The 14,764-nt window shown below is 75.0% G+C and carries 12 protein-coding genes; 8 read left to right on the top strand and 4 right to left on the bottom strand.

All coding sequences use genetic code 11. The features are described from left to right. Positions 1-4 precede the first annotated feature (4 nt). The gene (locus ABEA15_RS02925; RefSeq protein WP_345555368.1) at positions 5-898 is read left to right on the top strand and encodes an LLM class F420-dependent oxidoreductase; all 894 of its coding nucleotides are present in this window, start codon (positions 5-7) and stop codon (positions 896-898) included. A 252-nt stretch (positions 899-1,150) separates the two neighbouring features. On the opposite strand, the gene ABEA15_RS02920 is transcribed toward ABEA15_RS02925, so the two are convergent. Next, positions 1,151-1,690 carry a GNAT family N-acetyltransferase gene (locus ABEA15_RS02920; protein ID WP_345555367.1) on the bottom strand — a complete coding sequence of 180 codons (540 nt, stop codon included), beginning with the start codon at positions 1,688-1,690 and terminating at the stop codon, positions 1,151-1,153. A gap of 700 nt (positions 1,691-2,390) precedes the next feature. Here ABEA15_RS02920 and ABEA15_RS02915 point away from each other — a divergent pair. The 6 genes from ABEA15_RS02915 (at position 2,391) to ABEA15_RS02890 (ending at position 7,622) form a co-directional block, all read left to right on the top strand. Continuing rightward, positions 2,391-3,968, top strand: a complete 1,578-nt coding sequence (locus ABEA15_RS02915; protein WP_345555366.1) for an FAD-binding oxidoreductase — start codon at positions 2,391-2,393, stop codon at positions 3,966-3,968. A gap of 330 nt (positions 3,969-4,298) precedes the next feature. Next, on the top strand, positions 4,299-4,559 hold the full coding sequence (locus ABEA15_RS02910; RefSeq protein ID WP_345555365.1) for a class I SAM-dependent methyltransferase: 261 nt from the start codon (positions 4,299-4,301) through the stop codon (positions 4,557-4,559). Positions 4,560-4,711: 152 nt separating this feature from the next. After that, a complete protein-coding gene (locus ABEA15_RS02905; protein WP_345555364.1) occupies positions 4,712-5,353 on the top strand; it encodes a TetR/AcrR family transcriptional regulator in 642 nt (213 codons plus the stop codon). A gap of 93 nt (positions 5,354-5,446) precedes the next feature. Continuing rightward, positions 5,447-5,794 carry an ArsR/SmtB family transcription factor gene (locus tag ABEA15_RS02900; protein ID WP_345555363.1) on the top strand — a complete coding sequence of 116 codons (348 nt, stop codon included), beginning with the start codon at positions 5,447-5,449 and terminating at the stop codon, positions 5,792-5,794. Between the two features lie 171 nt (positions 5,795-5,965). Beyond that, complete coding sequence (locus ABEA15_RS02895; protein WP_344145040.1) at positions 5,966-6,436, top strand: SRPBCC family protein; 471 nt, start codon at positions 5,966-5,968, stop codon at positions 6,434-6,436. Between the two features lie 106 nt (positions 6,437-6,542). Next, entirely contained in the window at positions 6,543-7,622 is a 1,080-nt protein-coding gene (locus ABEA15_RS02890) for a LacI family DNA-binding transcriptional regulator (RefSeq protein WP_345555362.1), read from the top strand. Positions 7,623-7,626: 4 nt separating this feature from the next. Here the strand turns inward: ABEA15_RS02890 and ABEA15_RS02885 are convergent, their stop codons facing one another. The 3 genes from ABEA15_RS02885 to ABEA15_RS02875 all read right to left on the bottom strand — a co-directional run bounded on the left by ABEA15_RS02885 (position 7,627) and on the right by ABEA15_RS02875 (position 12,064). Further along, the gene (locus ABEA15_RS02885; RefSeq protein ID WP_345555361.1) at positions 7,627-8,829 is read right to left on the bottom strand and encodes an MFS transporter; all 1,203 of its coding nucleotides are present in this window, start codon (positions 8,827-8,829) and stop codon (positions 7,627-7,629) included. A gap of 366 nt (positions 8,830-9,195) precedes the next feature. Then, positions 9,196-9,411 (bottom strand): hypothetical protein, encoded by a 216-nt coding sequence (locus ABEA15_RS02880; RefSeq protein WP_344145034.1) that lies wholly within the window; start codon positions 9,409-9,411, stop codon positions 9,196-9,198. A 181-nt stretch (positions 9,412-9,592) separates the two neighbouring features. After that, positions 9,593-12,064: a HelD family protein gene (locus ABEA15_RS02875; RefSeq protein ID WP_345555360.1), complete on the bottom strand. Its 2,472-nt coding sequence runs from the start codon at positions 12,062-12,064 to the stop codon at positions 9,593-9,595. A 368-nt stretch (positions 12,065-12,432) separates the two neighbouring features. On the opposite strand from ABEA15_RS02875, the gene ABEA15_RS02870 reads away from it, so the two are divergent. Then, on the top strand, positions 12,433-14,691 hold the full coding sequence (locus tag ABEA15_RS02870; protein WP_345555359.1) for an anthranilate synthase component I: 2,259 nt from the start codon (positions 12,433-12,435) through the stop codon (positions 14,689-14,691). The last annotated feature ends 73 nt before the right edge of the window (positions 14,692-14,764 follow it).

Here is a 14,764-nt window from a genome sequence, read left to right as displayed (position 1 = left end):
GCGCATGGGCGGAATCGACTTCAGGTCTCGTGTCGGCGTCTGGTGGAGCAGCGACCGGTGGCCGGTCAACGAGGTGCTCTCCCGCGCCCGAGAGATCGAGCAGCTCGGTTACGCCTCCCTGTTCTACGGCGAAGCCGGAGGCAAGGAGGCGTTCACGCAGGCCGCCGCGCTGCTGGGCGGTACCGATCGTCTCGTGGTCGGCACCGGCATCGCCAACATCCACGCCCGCAGCGCCCCGGCCGGCGAAGCGGGCGCCCGCACGCTCGGGGCCCTGCACCCGGGCCGGTTCGTGCTCGGGCTCGGCGTCAGCCACGCTCCGCTGGTCGAGTACAGCTACGCCGGCTCCTACTCCAAGCCGCTGAGCACCATGCGGGACTACCTGGCGACCATGGACGCGGTCCCGCCGGAGGTCGAACCGGGCGGGCAGCGTCCGGCCCGGCTGCTGGCCGCGCTGGGCCCGAAGATGATCGAGCTGTCGGCCGCCGCCGCCGACGGGGCGCACCCCTACCTGGTGACGCCCGAGCACACCGCGCGCACCCGCGAACTGCTCGGTCCCGACAAGTGGCTGGTCAGCGAGCAGGCCGTCGCGCTCACCACCGACCGGCGGACGGGCCTGGAGCGCGCGCACCAGCACCTGCACATCTACTCGCGGCTGCCGAACTACCGCAACTCCTGGCTGCGCCAAGGCTTCGCGGAGTCCGACCTGGTCGTCGGCGGCTCGGAGAAGCTGGCCGAGGGCATGGTCGCCATGGGCGGCGCCGACGCGGTCGCCGCGCAGGTGAAGCGGCATCTGGACGCGGGGGCCGACCACGTGCTCGTCCAGGTCGTCGGCGGCGACCCCTCCGCCGACCCGCTGCCGGCGCTGCGCGAGCTCGCCCCTGCGCTCGGCCTGAGCTGACCGCACACGACCCGCCGAGCCGCCGGCCCGGTCCGCCGCGCCCCGCGCCCCGCGCCGTGGGCGGGCCGTCCGCAAGCCCGCCCCGCTCCTGCTATCCCGGTGCCCGGCGGGCGCGCCCGCCTCGGCGGCGCGCCCGCCGACGTGCCGTCGCGTTGGTCCCGGTGCTCCGGCGGCCGCCGGGCGGCAGGGGCCGGCGGCCGGGCGCCACAGGCGGTACCTCGCCGGTCGCCGCGGCACGGGTAGCGCAGTCGTTCAGCGGTCCCGGAGCGCCGCGGAGTCCCGCGCCGGCCCCAGCACGCCGAGATCCAGGTGTTCCGCGCGGCGCGCCAGCAGGTACAGACGGAGGCCCTCGCGCGGCCGTTCCCGCACCAGCGTGAAGCCCTGCTGCTGGTAGTACCGCGCCAGTGCGGGGTCGTAGCACCCGCGCCTGACCCAGGAGCGGCCGTGGCGCGCCGCCCGGTCGACCGCCCACAGCGCGATCAGGGTCCCGGGGCGGTGCTCCCGGTACGCGGGGTCGGTCGCGGTGGTGAACAGGTACAGCGAGGGCTCCGCCACCTCGTCGGGGGTCCAGTCCGTCGCGGGCGCCCGGGGCAGGACCGTCGTGCATCCCACAGTGCGCCCGCCGCCGTCGCCGAGCACCCACATGGCGCCGTTGGCGGCCTGGCCGGCGAGGTCGTCGACGCTACCGCGCCATGACGGGATGCCGCGCTCCTCCATCCAGTCGCAGCGCGCGCGGAGCATCGCCGCCACACCGGGGACGTCTGCTGCGGTGGCGGGGCGCATGGTGAACACGGGCCGTCCTCTCCGTGGCCTCGACGACCGAGCACTGCGCGGGGCCCGCATGTCCGGCGCCGGCGACTCGCGCTCCGCCTCCCGCTCCGCCGCGTGCGGCCCTGCGGAGCCGGCGGCCAGCATACGTCCGCCGCCGCACTGCTGCGGCGGACGGCCGGTCCGCGGCGCACCGGTGCGGGGTGCCCGCGCGGAGTCCGCCGTCCGCACGCCGGAGCCCGGCGCGTCCCGACCCCGGTGCACACGTCGAGGGAGCGCAGGTTACGGCCGGTCCTGATCGCGGTTCTCAGCCGGTGCGGCCCGGACCGCCGGTGCATCCGGTGACCGGTGCCCGGCGCCGGCCGCGGCGGCGCGCTCCGGCCGCTCCGCCGTCCCCTCGCGGGTCGGCGCGCGTCGGTCCGGTGGCGGCGGAGCCGCTGGACGGACGAGGGCCGGTCCGGCATCGAGCGCCGTCTGCCGCGGCCTGCGCCCCCGAGCCCTGAGGTCCGTTCGGCGGTCGCCGCGGCAGCACCCGGAGCGTAACCGGCCCGGCAGCGTACGGAGCCCGGCGGCCCGCCGCGGCGCCCCCGTGCCACGCTTCCCCGGTTTGCGGTCATCCGCTTTCGGGACGAATCTCGGCGGAAGCGGCCTCCGGCATTTTCCGCTGGTGGTGGAAAGGGGATACCCGTCGCGTAATGTTCCCCTCACGCTAGGTGATACGACCATGGACGGCGCGACCCCCGAATCGCCCAGTGAGACCATCCGGCCCGACGACCCCCGTTTCCCCGCCCTCAGCCGCGGGTTCAACCAGCGGTGGATCGCCAAGCCCGACTACGTGCGGATGGTCTACTCCGCCGACGACGCCGTCAAGGCGCTCCAGCAGGCGCTGGACGAACGCAAGGACGAGTCCGGCCGCATCACGGTCCGCTCCGGTGGGCACTGCTACGAGGACTTCGTGTGCGGCGACGACGTCCGGGTGATCTTCGACACCAGCCCGATGCACGACGTGTACTGGGACGAGGACGTCGAGGCGTACTGCGTGGAGGCCGGGGCCACCAACTGGCACGCCTACAGCCACCTCTATCCCGCCGCCGGGGTGACCCTGCCCGGCGGCTCCTGCTATTCGGTCGGGATCGGCGGGCACGTGCCCGGCGGCGGCTTCGGCCTGCTGTCGCGGCACCACGGGCTCACCGTCGACTACCTCTACGGCGTCGAGGTCGTCGTGGCTGACAAGGACCGGATGGCCCGGCGGGTGCGCGCCACCGCCGACGACAACGACGAGGACCACCGCAGGCTGCTGTGGGCGCACACCGGGGGCGGCGGCGGGAACTTCGGGGTCCTCACCAAGCTCTGGTTCCGCGACCTGCCCGAACCGCCGGCGTTCGTCCGGCTGTGCGGCCGCGCCTGGAAGTGGGAGGACTTCGACCAGCAGGAGTTCCACAAGCTGCTCACCGCCTACGGCACGTACTTCCGGGACAACCAGGACCCCTCGACCCACAGCGGCCGGCTGTTCGCGCTGCTCAAGCTCAACCACCGCAGCAACGGCGAGATCCTGCTGACCGCCCAGGTCGACTGCGAGAGCCCCGACAACAACGACCCCGGAAAGCTCGCCATGGACGAGTTCCTGGCGGCGGTCGACGGCGCGATCGGACCCGAGTCGAGCGGGCAGGAGAGCGGAACCGGCGACCACCCGGCCGTCAAGGGGGCCAAGATCCCGCGGGTGATGCCCTGGCTCACCGCGACCCAGGCGCTGAACTCCTCGGGCGAGAACAGCCGCGGCAAGTACAAGTCCGCCTGCATCCGCAAGCCGTTCACCGCCGAGCAGATCGACGCCATGTGGGACTACCTGGGCAACGGCCACTACACGAAGTACCGCAACCCCCGGGCGGTGATCCAGATCGACAGCTACGGCGGCCGGATCAACGAGGTCGGGCCCGCCGCCACCGCCGTCGCGCAGCGCGACTCGATCATGAAGATGCAGTACCAGGTGTACTGGACCACCGGAGACCCCGAAGAGCCCACCCATATCCGGTGGATCCGCGACACCTACGCCGCGACCTTCGCCGCGACGAACGGGGTTCCCGAGATCGGCGGCGACGACGCCGTCACCGACGGCTGCTACATCAACTACCCCGACGCCGACCTCGGCGACGACGAGTGGAACGACTCCTGGCAGACGTGGGCGCAGCTGTACTACAAGGACGCCTACCCCGCGCTGCGCAAGGTGAAGGCGCGCTGGGACCCGCACAACGTGTTCCGGCACCGGCAGTCGATCGAGACCTGGGAGGAGGACGCCACCTAGCGCCCCCCGGCGGCCGCCGCCCGGTCGGCGCGCCGGAGCGGGAGCCGCGGCCGGCCGCGCCGACGCGGCCGGCCCCGGAAGGAGGGCGCCCGCGCCGGTCCGCACCGCCGTCACGCACGGCCGCCGCCCGCCCGGGAGCGGTCGCCGTGCGTTCCGGAGGGCGTCGGCCGAGCCGAGCGGAGGCGACCCGAGAAAGGCCCCGGTGACCGAGGAGCCCGTCCGCCGCACCGAGGCGGACCGACCGCCGCCGCTGCGAGAGGCGCTCGCCCTGCCCGGCGTGCGGCACGCCCCTGAACGTCGGACGGGTGCCATGGCAAGGTCGCCGAGCTGATGGACGCCGTGCCCTCGGGCAGTTGCCTGTTCATCACCGACTTCGCCGACACCGGCGAGGAGGTGCAGAAGGCGATCGAGCGCGCCGGGCCGGCGACCCTGGGCAACGGCTGGATCCGCACCCCCGAGGAGATCCGCCGGCACTTCGTCGGCTACCCGCTGGTCGAGTCCGGCTGGACTTCCATTCGCGCTGGTTCCCCGAGGACCCGGACCGCGAGGTCCCCGAGGTCGGGGAGCTGGAGCCGCACCTGCGGATCATGATGGCGGGCCTCGCCCGCAAGGATTGACCGGCCGGCGGCCGCACCGGGCGCGCCGGGCACCTCCCGAAGCGCCGACCGCGCCCGCCCCCCTGCGCGGGGCCGACGCCCGGGCCCCTCCTGCGCGGACGGGCGCCGGGCGCTAACGTCTGACGGGTGGCTTCCCATCCCGCACCGCAGACCGCAGCCGCAGGCCGCCGGCGCAGCCCCGAGCGCCGTCGCGCCATCCTCGACGCCGCCGACCGCGTCATCCAGCGCGACGGCCCCGACGCCTCGATGTCGGCCATCGCCGCCGAGGCGGGCATCAGCAAGCCGATCCTCTACCGCCACTTCGGCGACAAGAGCGGCCTCTTCCGCGCCCTCGCCCGGCGGCACGTCGACCCCCTGATGGAACGCGTCCGCGGTGAGCTGCACGGCGGGTCCTCGCTGCGCGTGCGCGCCCGCGCGACCGTGGGCGCCTACCTGGGGATGATCCGCGGCAACCTCAACCTCTACCGGTTCCTGATGGACCGCGCCACCTCCGAGGACCCGCGTACGCGCGGCGACCTCGGCATGATGGTGCGCCGCCTGGGCGAGGAGCTGGCCGGCGTGCTCCGCGACGACCTGCGCGTGGCCGACCCGGTGCGCGCCCAGATCACCGCCCATGCGGTGGTGGGCATGGTGCAGGCGGCGGGGGAGTGGTGGCTGGAGCACCCGGAGGTCGCGCCGGACACCGTCGTCGACGACCTGACCTCCGCGGTCGTCGGCGCGATCACCGGGTACGGCCCGGCGGCCCGGGAGAGCGGCGTCGGCGGGTGATCCGGACGCCGCGTCCGCCCGATTCCCGGCGGCGCGGAACCCGCCCCGTGTATGCCTTGACATCAATATTGCTGTAGGTGCATATTGAGCCCCATGGAGAGGGTGTTCGAGGTCCTGAGCGAACCCAACCGGCGCCGGATACTCGACGTGCTGCGCCGCGGCGAGCGGCCGGTCGGGGATCTCGTCGACCGGTTGGGGGTCAGTCAGCCCACGGTCTCCAAGCATCTGCGCACGCTGCGCGAGGCGGGCCTGGTCGAGTCGCGCTCCGAGGCGCAGCGCCGCCTCTACCGGCTGCGCACCGAACCGCTGCGCGAGCTGGACGCGTGGCTGGAGCCCTACCGGATGCTGTGGGAGTCGCGGCTCGGCGACCTCGAACGCCATCTCGCGACCATGGACGAGGACCGTGACGACGGGCCCGAGCGGCCGCCCGAAGGCGGTTGAAGCGGGCCGACAGGGGGTGCCGACGTGCACGCAGGCGACGACCCGCGCGACCCGCGGACAGCGGGCGCAACGGGCGCAACGGGCGGAACGGAACGAGGGCCGGGCGCGGATCCGCGCCCGGAGGCCGAGGAGGCGTACGGGCGCCTCGCTCAGGCGGGGGAGCGGTGGACCGTGCGCCTGGTGCGCCGCCTGCCGCACCCGCCGGAGAAGGTGTGGCGGGCCATCACCGAGCCCGAACATCTGGCGGCCTGGTTTCCCAGCCGCGTCGAGGGCCCGCGCGAGGCGGGCGCCGAGCTGCTGTTCCACTTCGAGGGCGTCGACGAGCCGATGCCGGGACGGATGATCGTCTACGACCCGCCCCGGCTGCTGGAGTTCGACTGGGCGGGCGACCTGCTCCGATTCGAGCTGCGCCCCGACGGTGCGGGCACCGAGCTGGTCTTCTCCGACACCTTCGACGAACTGGGCAAGGCCGCCCGCGACACCACGGGCTGGCACGTCTGCCTGGACGCCCTCGCGAGCCACCTGGAGGGCGAGCCCCCGCAGGTCGCCGGCCGCTTCCGCGAGCTGATGGACGCCTACACCGAGCGGTTCGGCCCCGAGGCCGGCACCATCGGCCCGCCCGAGGGCATGCAGCCGGAGTAGGCCGCGCCGGGCCCGGCGACAAGCCGCGGTGCGGGGCGCCGCCACCGCGTGCGGACGCGCCTTGCCGCGCCCGCACGCGGGGCACAGCCGGGGCTAGGCTGTCGGTGTGAGCAACGGCAGAGCGCCCACCAGCCACGACGTCGCTCGGCTGGCCGGGGTTTCGCAGTCGACCGTCTCGCTGGTGTTCCGCGGTGCCTCCAGCGGGCGGGTCGGCGAGCGCACCCGGCGCACCGTGCTCGACGCCGCGCGGGAGCTGGGGTTTCGCCCCAACGCCGACGCCCGGCGGCTGCGGGTCGGCGGCCCGCGCATGGTGCTCATCGCCGTGCCCGACATCGTGAACCCGTTCTTCGCGCGGGTGTTCACCGGCGCGCGCGCCGTCGCCCGCGAGGCCGGGTTCCAGGTGGTGCTGTCCGTGCAGCGCGACCTCGACTCGGTCGCCGCCGACGTGGCCGGACAGCAGATCGACGCGGTGCTCGCCTGCTCGCTGGAGGACGGCGGGCGGCCGCTGGAGGACCCCGTGCCCGCGGTCGTGCTGGACGCCGAGCCGCCCCAGGGCCAGGGATCCGTCCGCTTCGACATCGCGCCGGTGCTGACCGAGCTGGTCGGCCATCTGCACCGGCTCGGCCACCGCCGCATCGCCCACCTGCGCTCGGACGTGCGCACCGCCACCTTCCGCGAGCGGACCGAGGCGGTCGACGCGGCCTGTGAGCGCCACGGCATGACCCGCGTGCACGCCTCCTGCGCGCTGGACACCGGCTCCGCGCGCGAGGCGGCGTCGGCGCTGCTGGCGGAGCACGCGGGCCCCGGCGGGCGTCCCGGGTTCACCGCGGTGGTCTGCGACGACGACGTGCTGTCGGTCGGCGTCTACAAGGCGGCCGCGGACGCGGGCCTCGCGGTGCCCGCCGACCTCTCGGTCACCGGCATGGACGACGTCGACCTCGCGACCGCTGTCACGCCGGAGCTGACCACCCTCCACCTGCCCGGCGAGGAGCTGGGCGCGACGGGGATGCGCCGGCTCATCGCGCGGCTGGAGCGGGGAGCCGAACGGGGCGACGGGCCCCGGGCCCGAGCGGGGCAGGCCGCGGGCGCGCGCAGCGGGTCCGCGGAGACCGGGACCGAGTGCGTGCGGCTGCCCGCACGGCTGCTCGTCCGCGGCTCGACGGCGCCCCCGGCGGCAGGAGGCTGACCCTTCACGCCGCGGCCGCCTCCTCCGGCGCCTCCACCGCCGCACGCCCGCCACCGACGCGCAGCGACAGCAGGGCGGCGGCCGCCGTCACCGCACCGGTCACGGCGAAGACCCCGAGCGCCCCCGCTTCGTCCGCCGCCAGCCCGGCCAGCGCGGTGCCCAGCGCGCTGCCGCACATGAACACCGAGATCAACCAGGAGAACGCCTCGGTCGTGGTGCCCTGCGGCGCCAGGCGGCCCAGCAGCAGGAACGTGCACGCCAGGGCGGGCGCGAGGAAGAGCCCGGCCAGCGCCGCCAGGACCGCCATCAGCGCGGGGCCCGGCATCAGCAGCAGCGGCAGGTAGCACAGCGCGAGCCCGCCCAGCAGGACGCGGAACCGGCGGGCGGGAGGCAGCGGAACGCGGAGCGCCCCATAGGCCAGCCCGCCCACGAGAGCCCCGAACCCGTTGGCGCTGAGCAGCAGCCCGGAGACGTCGCGGCTGCCCGCCTCCTCGGAGTAGGCCACGGCGCCGACCGCCAGCGCCCCCAGCGCGGCGCCGACGAACACGAAGCACACCAGGACGCGGCGTACCTGCGGCTCCATCAGCGGACCCAGCCAGTTGGCCTTGCGCGGCACCGGCCGCCACCGGCGCACCGGGCGCAGCCCGGCGAAGACGCCGGCGCCGGCCACCGTGATCAGCGCGGTGGCCAGGACCGCGTGCATCGGCAGGAACAGCGCGGCCACCGCGCTCACCAGCAGCGGAGCGGCCACGAAGATGACCTCCTGCAGTGCGGCGTCCAGCGAGTAGGCGGTTTCGCGCTCCCGCTCGCCGGTCACCAGCGTGGGCCACACCGACCGCAGGCACGACTCCAGCGGCGGGGTCAGGGCGCCGGCGGCGGCAGTCAGCGGCAGGGTCACCGCCAGCGGCGCGCCGGGGGCCAGCGCGAGTGCGACGAAGGCGGCGCCGGAGACGGCGCCGCTGATCACGAGCACGGCGGACTGGCCGTGGAAGTCGACGATCCTGCCCAGCACGGGCCCGCCGACGGCGGTCCCGACGCCGTAGACGGCGATCAGCGCGCCGACGACGCCGAAGTCCACGCCCTCGTGGCGGAACAGCAGCGTCAGGGCGAGGACCGCCATGCCGTTGGGGAGCCGGCCCGCTATGTTGGTCGCCAGCGCCGCGAAGACGTGCGGCTTGCGGAGCAGGGCCGAATACGACTGCAGCACGGGCGGTCCGTTTCCGGTCGGCGGGCGGGAGGTCGTACTACGTAGTACTGCCAGGATCACACATCGCTCAACCGCGGGCAAGGGCGGTACACGACCGGTCGACGCCGTCCCGGCCCGGGCATCCGCGACTCGGGAGGTGCCGCGGCCGTGCGCCGCGCCGCTGCTCCACCTCGCGGCACTGCGCCGACCGGAGACGAGGAGACCGCTCTCAGCGGGCCCCCGCCGCCCCGGCGGCCAGGAGGCCGGTGCCGGACCGCCTTTCCGTGGACGCCCGAAACCGCCCGGAGAGCGGGCGCGTGCGCGCTTCCGGCGCCGCGCCCGCCCTCCCCGTCCGGCGGCCCTCTCAGCGCGGCCCCGGACCCGCCACTACTTCTCGGAGTGCTCGTCCAACTGCAGGGCGATCCCGAGCGCGAAGAACGTCGGCGCCCATTCCCCGATGAACAGTCCCCACCTGTCGGCGCGGGCCTTGTCCTCGGCCTTCTTCGAAGCGGCCCAAGCCACGACCGTCAGTCCGATGGAGACCAGACCGGCCCCATAGGCGACGTCCGCCGTGATCCCCATTTCCCGGAGCTTTCTGATCATTGCGTCCCCCCGTGCTGCCGTGCCGACCGCATCCCCCGTGCGCGGTCGGCTCACCCGCCGCGACTAACCGCGGCACCGAGGTGCAAACCGCGGCGGCGAGCGGCGGCGGCGAGCGGCGGTGTGCCGCAGAGAGCCCCCCTCCGACCAGGCCGGCAACCGGCCCCCGCCGCCGCGCTTCCGATCAGCGCGCGGCGGAGGCGGTCTCCGTGCCGTCCCCCGTGTGCAGGCGGGCGAGCATCCCGGGCAGGTCGCCCTCGTGGACGACGGTCAGGCGGCGGGTCGCGCGGGTGACGGCGACGTAGAGGTCGCGTCCTCCCGACGCCGATGCGGCCAGGATGCCCGAGGGGTCGACGAGGACCACGGAGTCGAACTCCAGCCCCTTGCTCCCGGTGGGGGTGAGCACCGCGACCGGGTGGTCCAGGGCGTCCGGGCCGGCCTCGGCGGCCGCCTCCGGCAGCAGGGCCGCCACCTCGGCGTGCCTGGCCGCCGGGGTGATGACGGCCAGCCGGCCCTCGCCGATCTGCTCCAGCTCCTCGGCCACCAGGCTGGGCAGCCGCTCGGCGATCCCGTCCGCCCCCTCGGCGCCGGTCGGCTCCGCACCGGCCCCGGACGCCGCTTCGCCCTCCGCGGCGACCCGCACCGCACGCGGCGGGGCGCCGCCGTCGCGCACCGACTCCGGCACCCGCTGGTCGGGGGCGATCTCGGCCAGCACGTCGGCGGCCACCGCCATGATCTCGGCCGGTGTCCGGTAGTTCACCAGCAGGTGCTCCTCGTGCAGCCGGACGCCGACATAGCGGCCCAGCATGTCCTGCCACGAGCGGGCGCCCGCTGCGCTCCCGGTCTGGGCGAGGTCGCCCACCACCGTCAGCGACTTGGCCGGAACCCGGCGCATGACGGTGCGCCAGGCCATCTCCGAGAGCTCCTGCGCCTCGTCCACGATCACGTGGCCGTAGGCCCAGGTGCGGTCGGCCGCCGCGCGCTCGGCCGTGGTCCCCGCAGGTCCCCGCTCCTGGCGATCGGCGAGCCCGGCGGCGTCCAGCATCCCGGCCTCGTAGAGCCCGGTGTACTCCAGCACCCCCTGGGCGTAGCGCTCGAACTCCTCGCGCTTGTGCCGCTCCGCGCGCTCGTGCGCCCGCTCCTCGCTGTCGTCGGTGCCGAGCAGTTCGGCGGCCTCGTCCAGCAGCGGGACGTCGCCCGTCGTCCACGGCGCGTGGGCCGGGCGCAGCAGCGCGCGCCACTCCTCCTCCGCAGGTCCCGGCCCGTCGGGCAGGTGCGCGGCGCCCGCGGCCGCCGAGGCGAGCAGCCCCGGGTCGCTGAGCAGTTCGCCGACGAGGCGCTCGGGGGTGAGCAGCGGCCACAGCCCGTCCAGCGCCGCGCGCACCGCGGCGTCGGCCCACAGCGTCTCGCGTGCATAGGCCGTGTCCTCGTCGGTGCGCAGCCGCGCGTCGGGGTCCTCCAGCTCGGAGCGGCCGGTGTCGCCGGCGGCTTCGAGCAGCTCCTCCGCCTCGCGCAGCGACTCCTCCAGCCACGCGTCCTGCGCGCGGGCCAGCTCCCACAGCATCTCGTTGACGAACAGCTTGCGCGCCCGGTTGTGCGGCAGGCCCAGCCCCCGCGCCCGGTCGCGCAGGCGCTCGCAGGTCTCGCGGGGCACCCGCAGGTCGACGCCGTCGGCCCGTACCGCCAGGCCCTCCTCCGGTACGCGCTGGCGGTCGGCCACGGCGGCCTCCAGGACGGCGGCCATGCGCAGCGACCCCTTGACGGCGGCGGCCGCGTCGTCGTCCTCGGCCGTCGCGGCGACGCCCGGGTGCAGCTGCCCCACGGTCTGCACGACCACGTCGGTCTCGCCGAGGGAGGGCAGCACCCGCCCGATGTAGCGCAGGAACGTCGGGTTGGGGCCGACGACGAGCACGCCGCGCCGCTCCAGGACGGCGCGGTGGGTGTAGAGCAGGTAGGCGGCGCGGTGCAGCGCGGCCACGGTCTTGCCGGTGCCCGGTCCGCCCTGGACGACCAGCGCGCCCGGCAGCGCGGCGCGGATGACGCGGTCCTGCTCGGCCTGGATGGTGGCGACGATGTCGCCCATGCGCCCGGTGCGCCCCCGGCTCAGCGCGGCCAGCAGCGCCGCCTCGCCGACCAGGGAGCGGCGGTCGTCTTCGGAGAGTCCGTCGAGGTCGAACACCTCGTCGTCGAGGCCGACGACCTCGCGGTCGCGCACGTGCAGGTGGCGGCGGCGCACCAGGCCGCCGGGCGACGCGGGGGCGGCGGCGTAGAAGGGGCGCGCGGCCGGCGCGCGCCAGTCGATCAGGATCGGCTCGTGGTCCTCGTCGCGCAGGCCGATGCGGCCGATGTAGCGGGTCTCCGCGGCCTGCGGGGCGCCGCCGGCGAGGTCGATGCGGCCGAAGCACAGGCCGTTCTCCACGGCGCTCAGCCGTGCCAGGCGGGTGGCGTTCTCGTCGGCTCGCGCCTCGCGCTCGGTCCGGGCGGCGTAGCCGCCGCCTCCGCCGCGGGCGAGCGCATCGGAGAGGCCGCGGGAGGTCCGGGCGCGCAGCTCGTCCAGCCGCGCGTAGAGCAGGTCGACGTACTCCTGCTCGGCGCGGAGAGCGTCCGCCCGGCCGTTGTCAAGGCCTCTGTGGTGAACGTGTTGATCCTCTACCATGTCAGTGGTATCCTTGAGCCGAGGCGAGTGCGTTCTATTTCCTTTGTCAGGTATCCGTAGAGCGTACCAGGACGACGATTCATTCCCGCGGCACCGGGTTTCTCTCCTCCCGACCGCGTCGGCGCGTGTGCGGCTCCGCCGTCCGCTCGCGCCCGCCCGCTTCGCGGACCCGCTCCGATGCGCTATGCTCTGCCCCATGCGAATCGCACCCGCCCGCCGACAGTGGTGGCGCCGCTCCTAGGCGGCGCTTGCAGGTACGCGATCTCCCAGCTCAGCCCAGCGGCCGCCCGTACCGGCGGCCGCTTTTCGCGTTTCCCGGCCCCGGTCCGGCGCGGCTCCACGCAACAGCCCAGCGCAAAGGACCGGCCGTGACCACACCTGACGCCACCGCCACCCCCCGGCAAGCCGCGGCCCCGGGGGGCGAACGCAGCTCCTACCGCACCGGCGGCGGGATCGCCGTCGAACGCACCGCCGCCCCCTGCGACCCCGGCCTCCTCGCCGACCTGGTCACCTCGGTCGAGCACCGGCGGGGCGGGGTGCTGTCCTCGGGGATGGAGTACCCCGGCCGGTACAGCCGCTGGCACCTGGGCTATGTCGACCCCTGCCTGGAGATCGCCGCGCGCGGCCGCCGGCTGACCGCCACCGCGCTCAACGACCGCGGCCGGGTACTGCTGCCCCTGATCGCCGAGGCCTTCGCCGAGCACGGCGCCACCTCCCCCACGGCCGAGGAGTCCATCGAGGTCACGGTCCCCGAGCCCGACGGGTTCTTCCCCGAGGAGCAGCGCAGCCGCCGCCCCAGCGTGTTCTCCGTCCTGCGCACGGTGACCGCCCTGTTCTTCGCCGCCGAGGACCCCCACCTCGGGCTGTACGGCGCGTTCGGCTACGACCTGGCCTTCCAGTTCGAGCCGGTCGAACCGGTCCTGGACCGCGACCCCGCCGACCGCGACCTCGTGCTGCACCTGCCCGACGCCGTCATCGTCCACGACCGCAAGCGCGAAACCTGCCTGCGCTACACCTACGAGTTCACCGTGCCCGAGGCCGCGGGCGACCACTCCGCCGGCCCCCGCGCGGCGGCGCGCTCCACCCACGGCCTGGAGCGCGCCACCGAGCCCACGCCCGCCGTGCGGACCGCCGAGGTCCCGCCCCAGCCCGAGCCCGGCAGCTACGCCCGCATCGTCGCCGAGGCCAAGAAGCGCTTCGCCCGCGGCGACCTGTTCGAGGTCGTCCCCGGCCACCGCACCTACGGCTCCTGCGAGTCCCCGGCCCGCTTCTACGAGCACCTGCGCACCCGCAACCCCGCGCCCTACGAGTTCTTCTTCAACCTCGGCGGCGGCGAGTACCTGGTCGGCGCCTCGCCCGAGATGTTCGTGCGGGTCACCGGCACGCCGGGGCAGGGTCAGCGGGTCGAGACCTGCCCTATCTCCGGGACCGTCCGCCGCGGCGACGACGCCCTCGGCGACGCCGAGAACATCCGCTCCCTGCTCACCTCCGCCAAGGAGGAGTCGGAGCTGACGATGTGCACCGACGTCGACCGCAACGACAAGTCGCGGGTGTGCGAGCCCGGCAGCGTGCGCGTCATCGGCCGCCGCCAGATCGAGATGTACAGCAGGCTCATCCACACCGTCGACCACATCGAGGGGCGGCTGCGCCCCGAGTTCGACGCGTTGGACGCCTTCCTCACCCACATGTGGGCCGTCACGGTCACCGGCGCGCCCAAGACCTGGGCGATGCGGTTCATCGAGCAGCACGAGACCACCCCGCGCCGCTGGTACGGCGGAGCCGTCGGCGTCATCGGCTTCGACGGGTCGATGAACACCGGCCTGACGCTGCGCACCGCCCACATCCGCGACGGCGTCGCGACCGTGCGCGTGGGGGCCACGCTGCTCTACGACTCCGACCCCGACGCCGAGGAGCGCGAGACCTTCCTCAAGGCCCGCGCGCTGCTGGAGACCCTGGCGCTGGACGAGGCCGCCGCCGGTGCCGCCGAGCCCGAGGAGCGGCCGGAACCGGCCGCCGCGGCCGAACCCGCCGGCGCGGGGATGCGCGTCCTGCTGGTCGACTACGAGGACTCCTTCGTCAACACCCTCGCCGACTACGTGCGCCGCCATCAGGCCGAGGTCACCACCGTGCGCCACGGCTTCGACCCCGCCCTGCTCGACGAGCTGGCCCCCGACCTGGTCGTGCTCTCGCCGGGACCGGGGCTGCCCGCCGACTTCGGCGCCGCCGGGCTGCTGGACGAGCTGGACGCGCGCGGCCTGCCCGTCTTCGGGGTGTGCCTGGGACTGCAGGCCATGGTCGAGCACGCCGGCGGCGATCTGCTGACCCTGGACGAGCCCGTCCACGGCAAACCGGGGCGCGTGCGCGTCGTCGGCGGCGACCTGCTGGAGGGGCTGGGACTCGACACGGGGTTCGACGCGGCCCGGTACCACTCCACGTACACCACGCCCGAGCGGGTCAAGGGCTTCGCCGTCACCGCCGTCGTCGAGGGCGAGGGCGCCGAGCCCGTGGTCATGGCCGTCGAGGACCCCCGCGCGCGCAAGTGGGCGGTGCAGTTCCACCCGGAGTCCATCCTCTCCGCGGGCGTGGGCGAGGAGATCATCGAGCGGGTCCTGCGCATGGCGCGCTGAGCGGCGGGCCGGGCGCGGGCGGGCGGCGGGGGAGCCGGGGCCGCGCCCGGTCCGCCGGCCACGGCGTCTGTGT

The organism is Streptomonospora halophila, from assembly GCF_039542725.1.
Classification (GTDB): domain Bacteria; phylum Actinomycetota; class Actinomycetes; order Streptosporangiales; family Streptosporangiaceae; genus Streptomonospora; species Streptomonospora halophila.
Note: the sequence above shows the minus strand (reverse complement) of the source record. Positions and strands in the feature narration are given on the sequence as shown.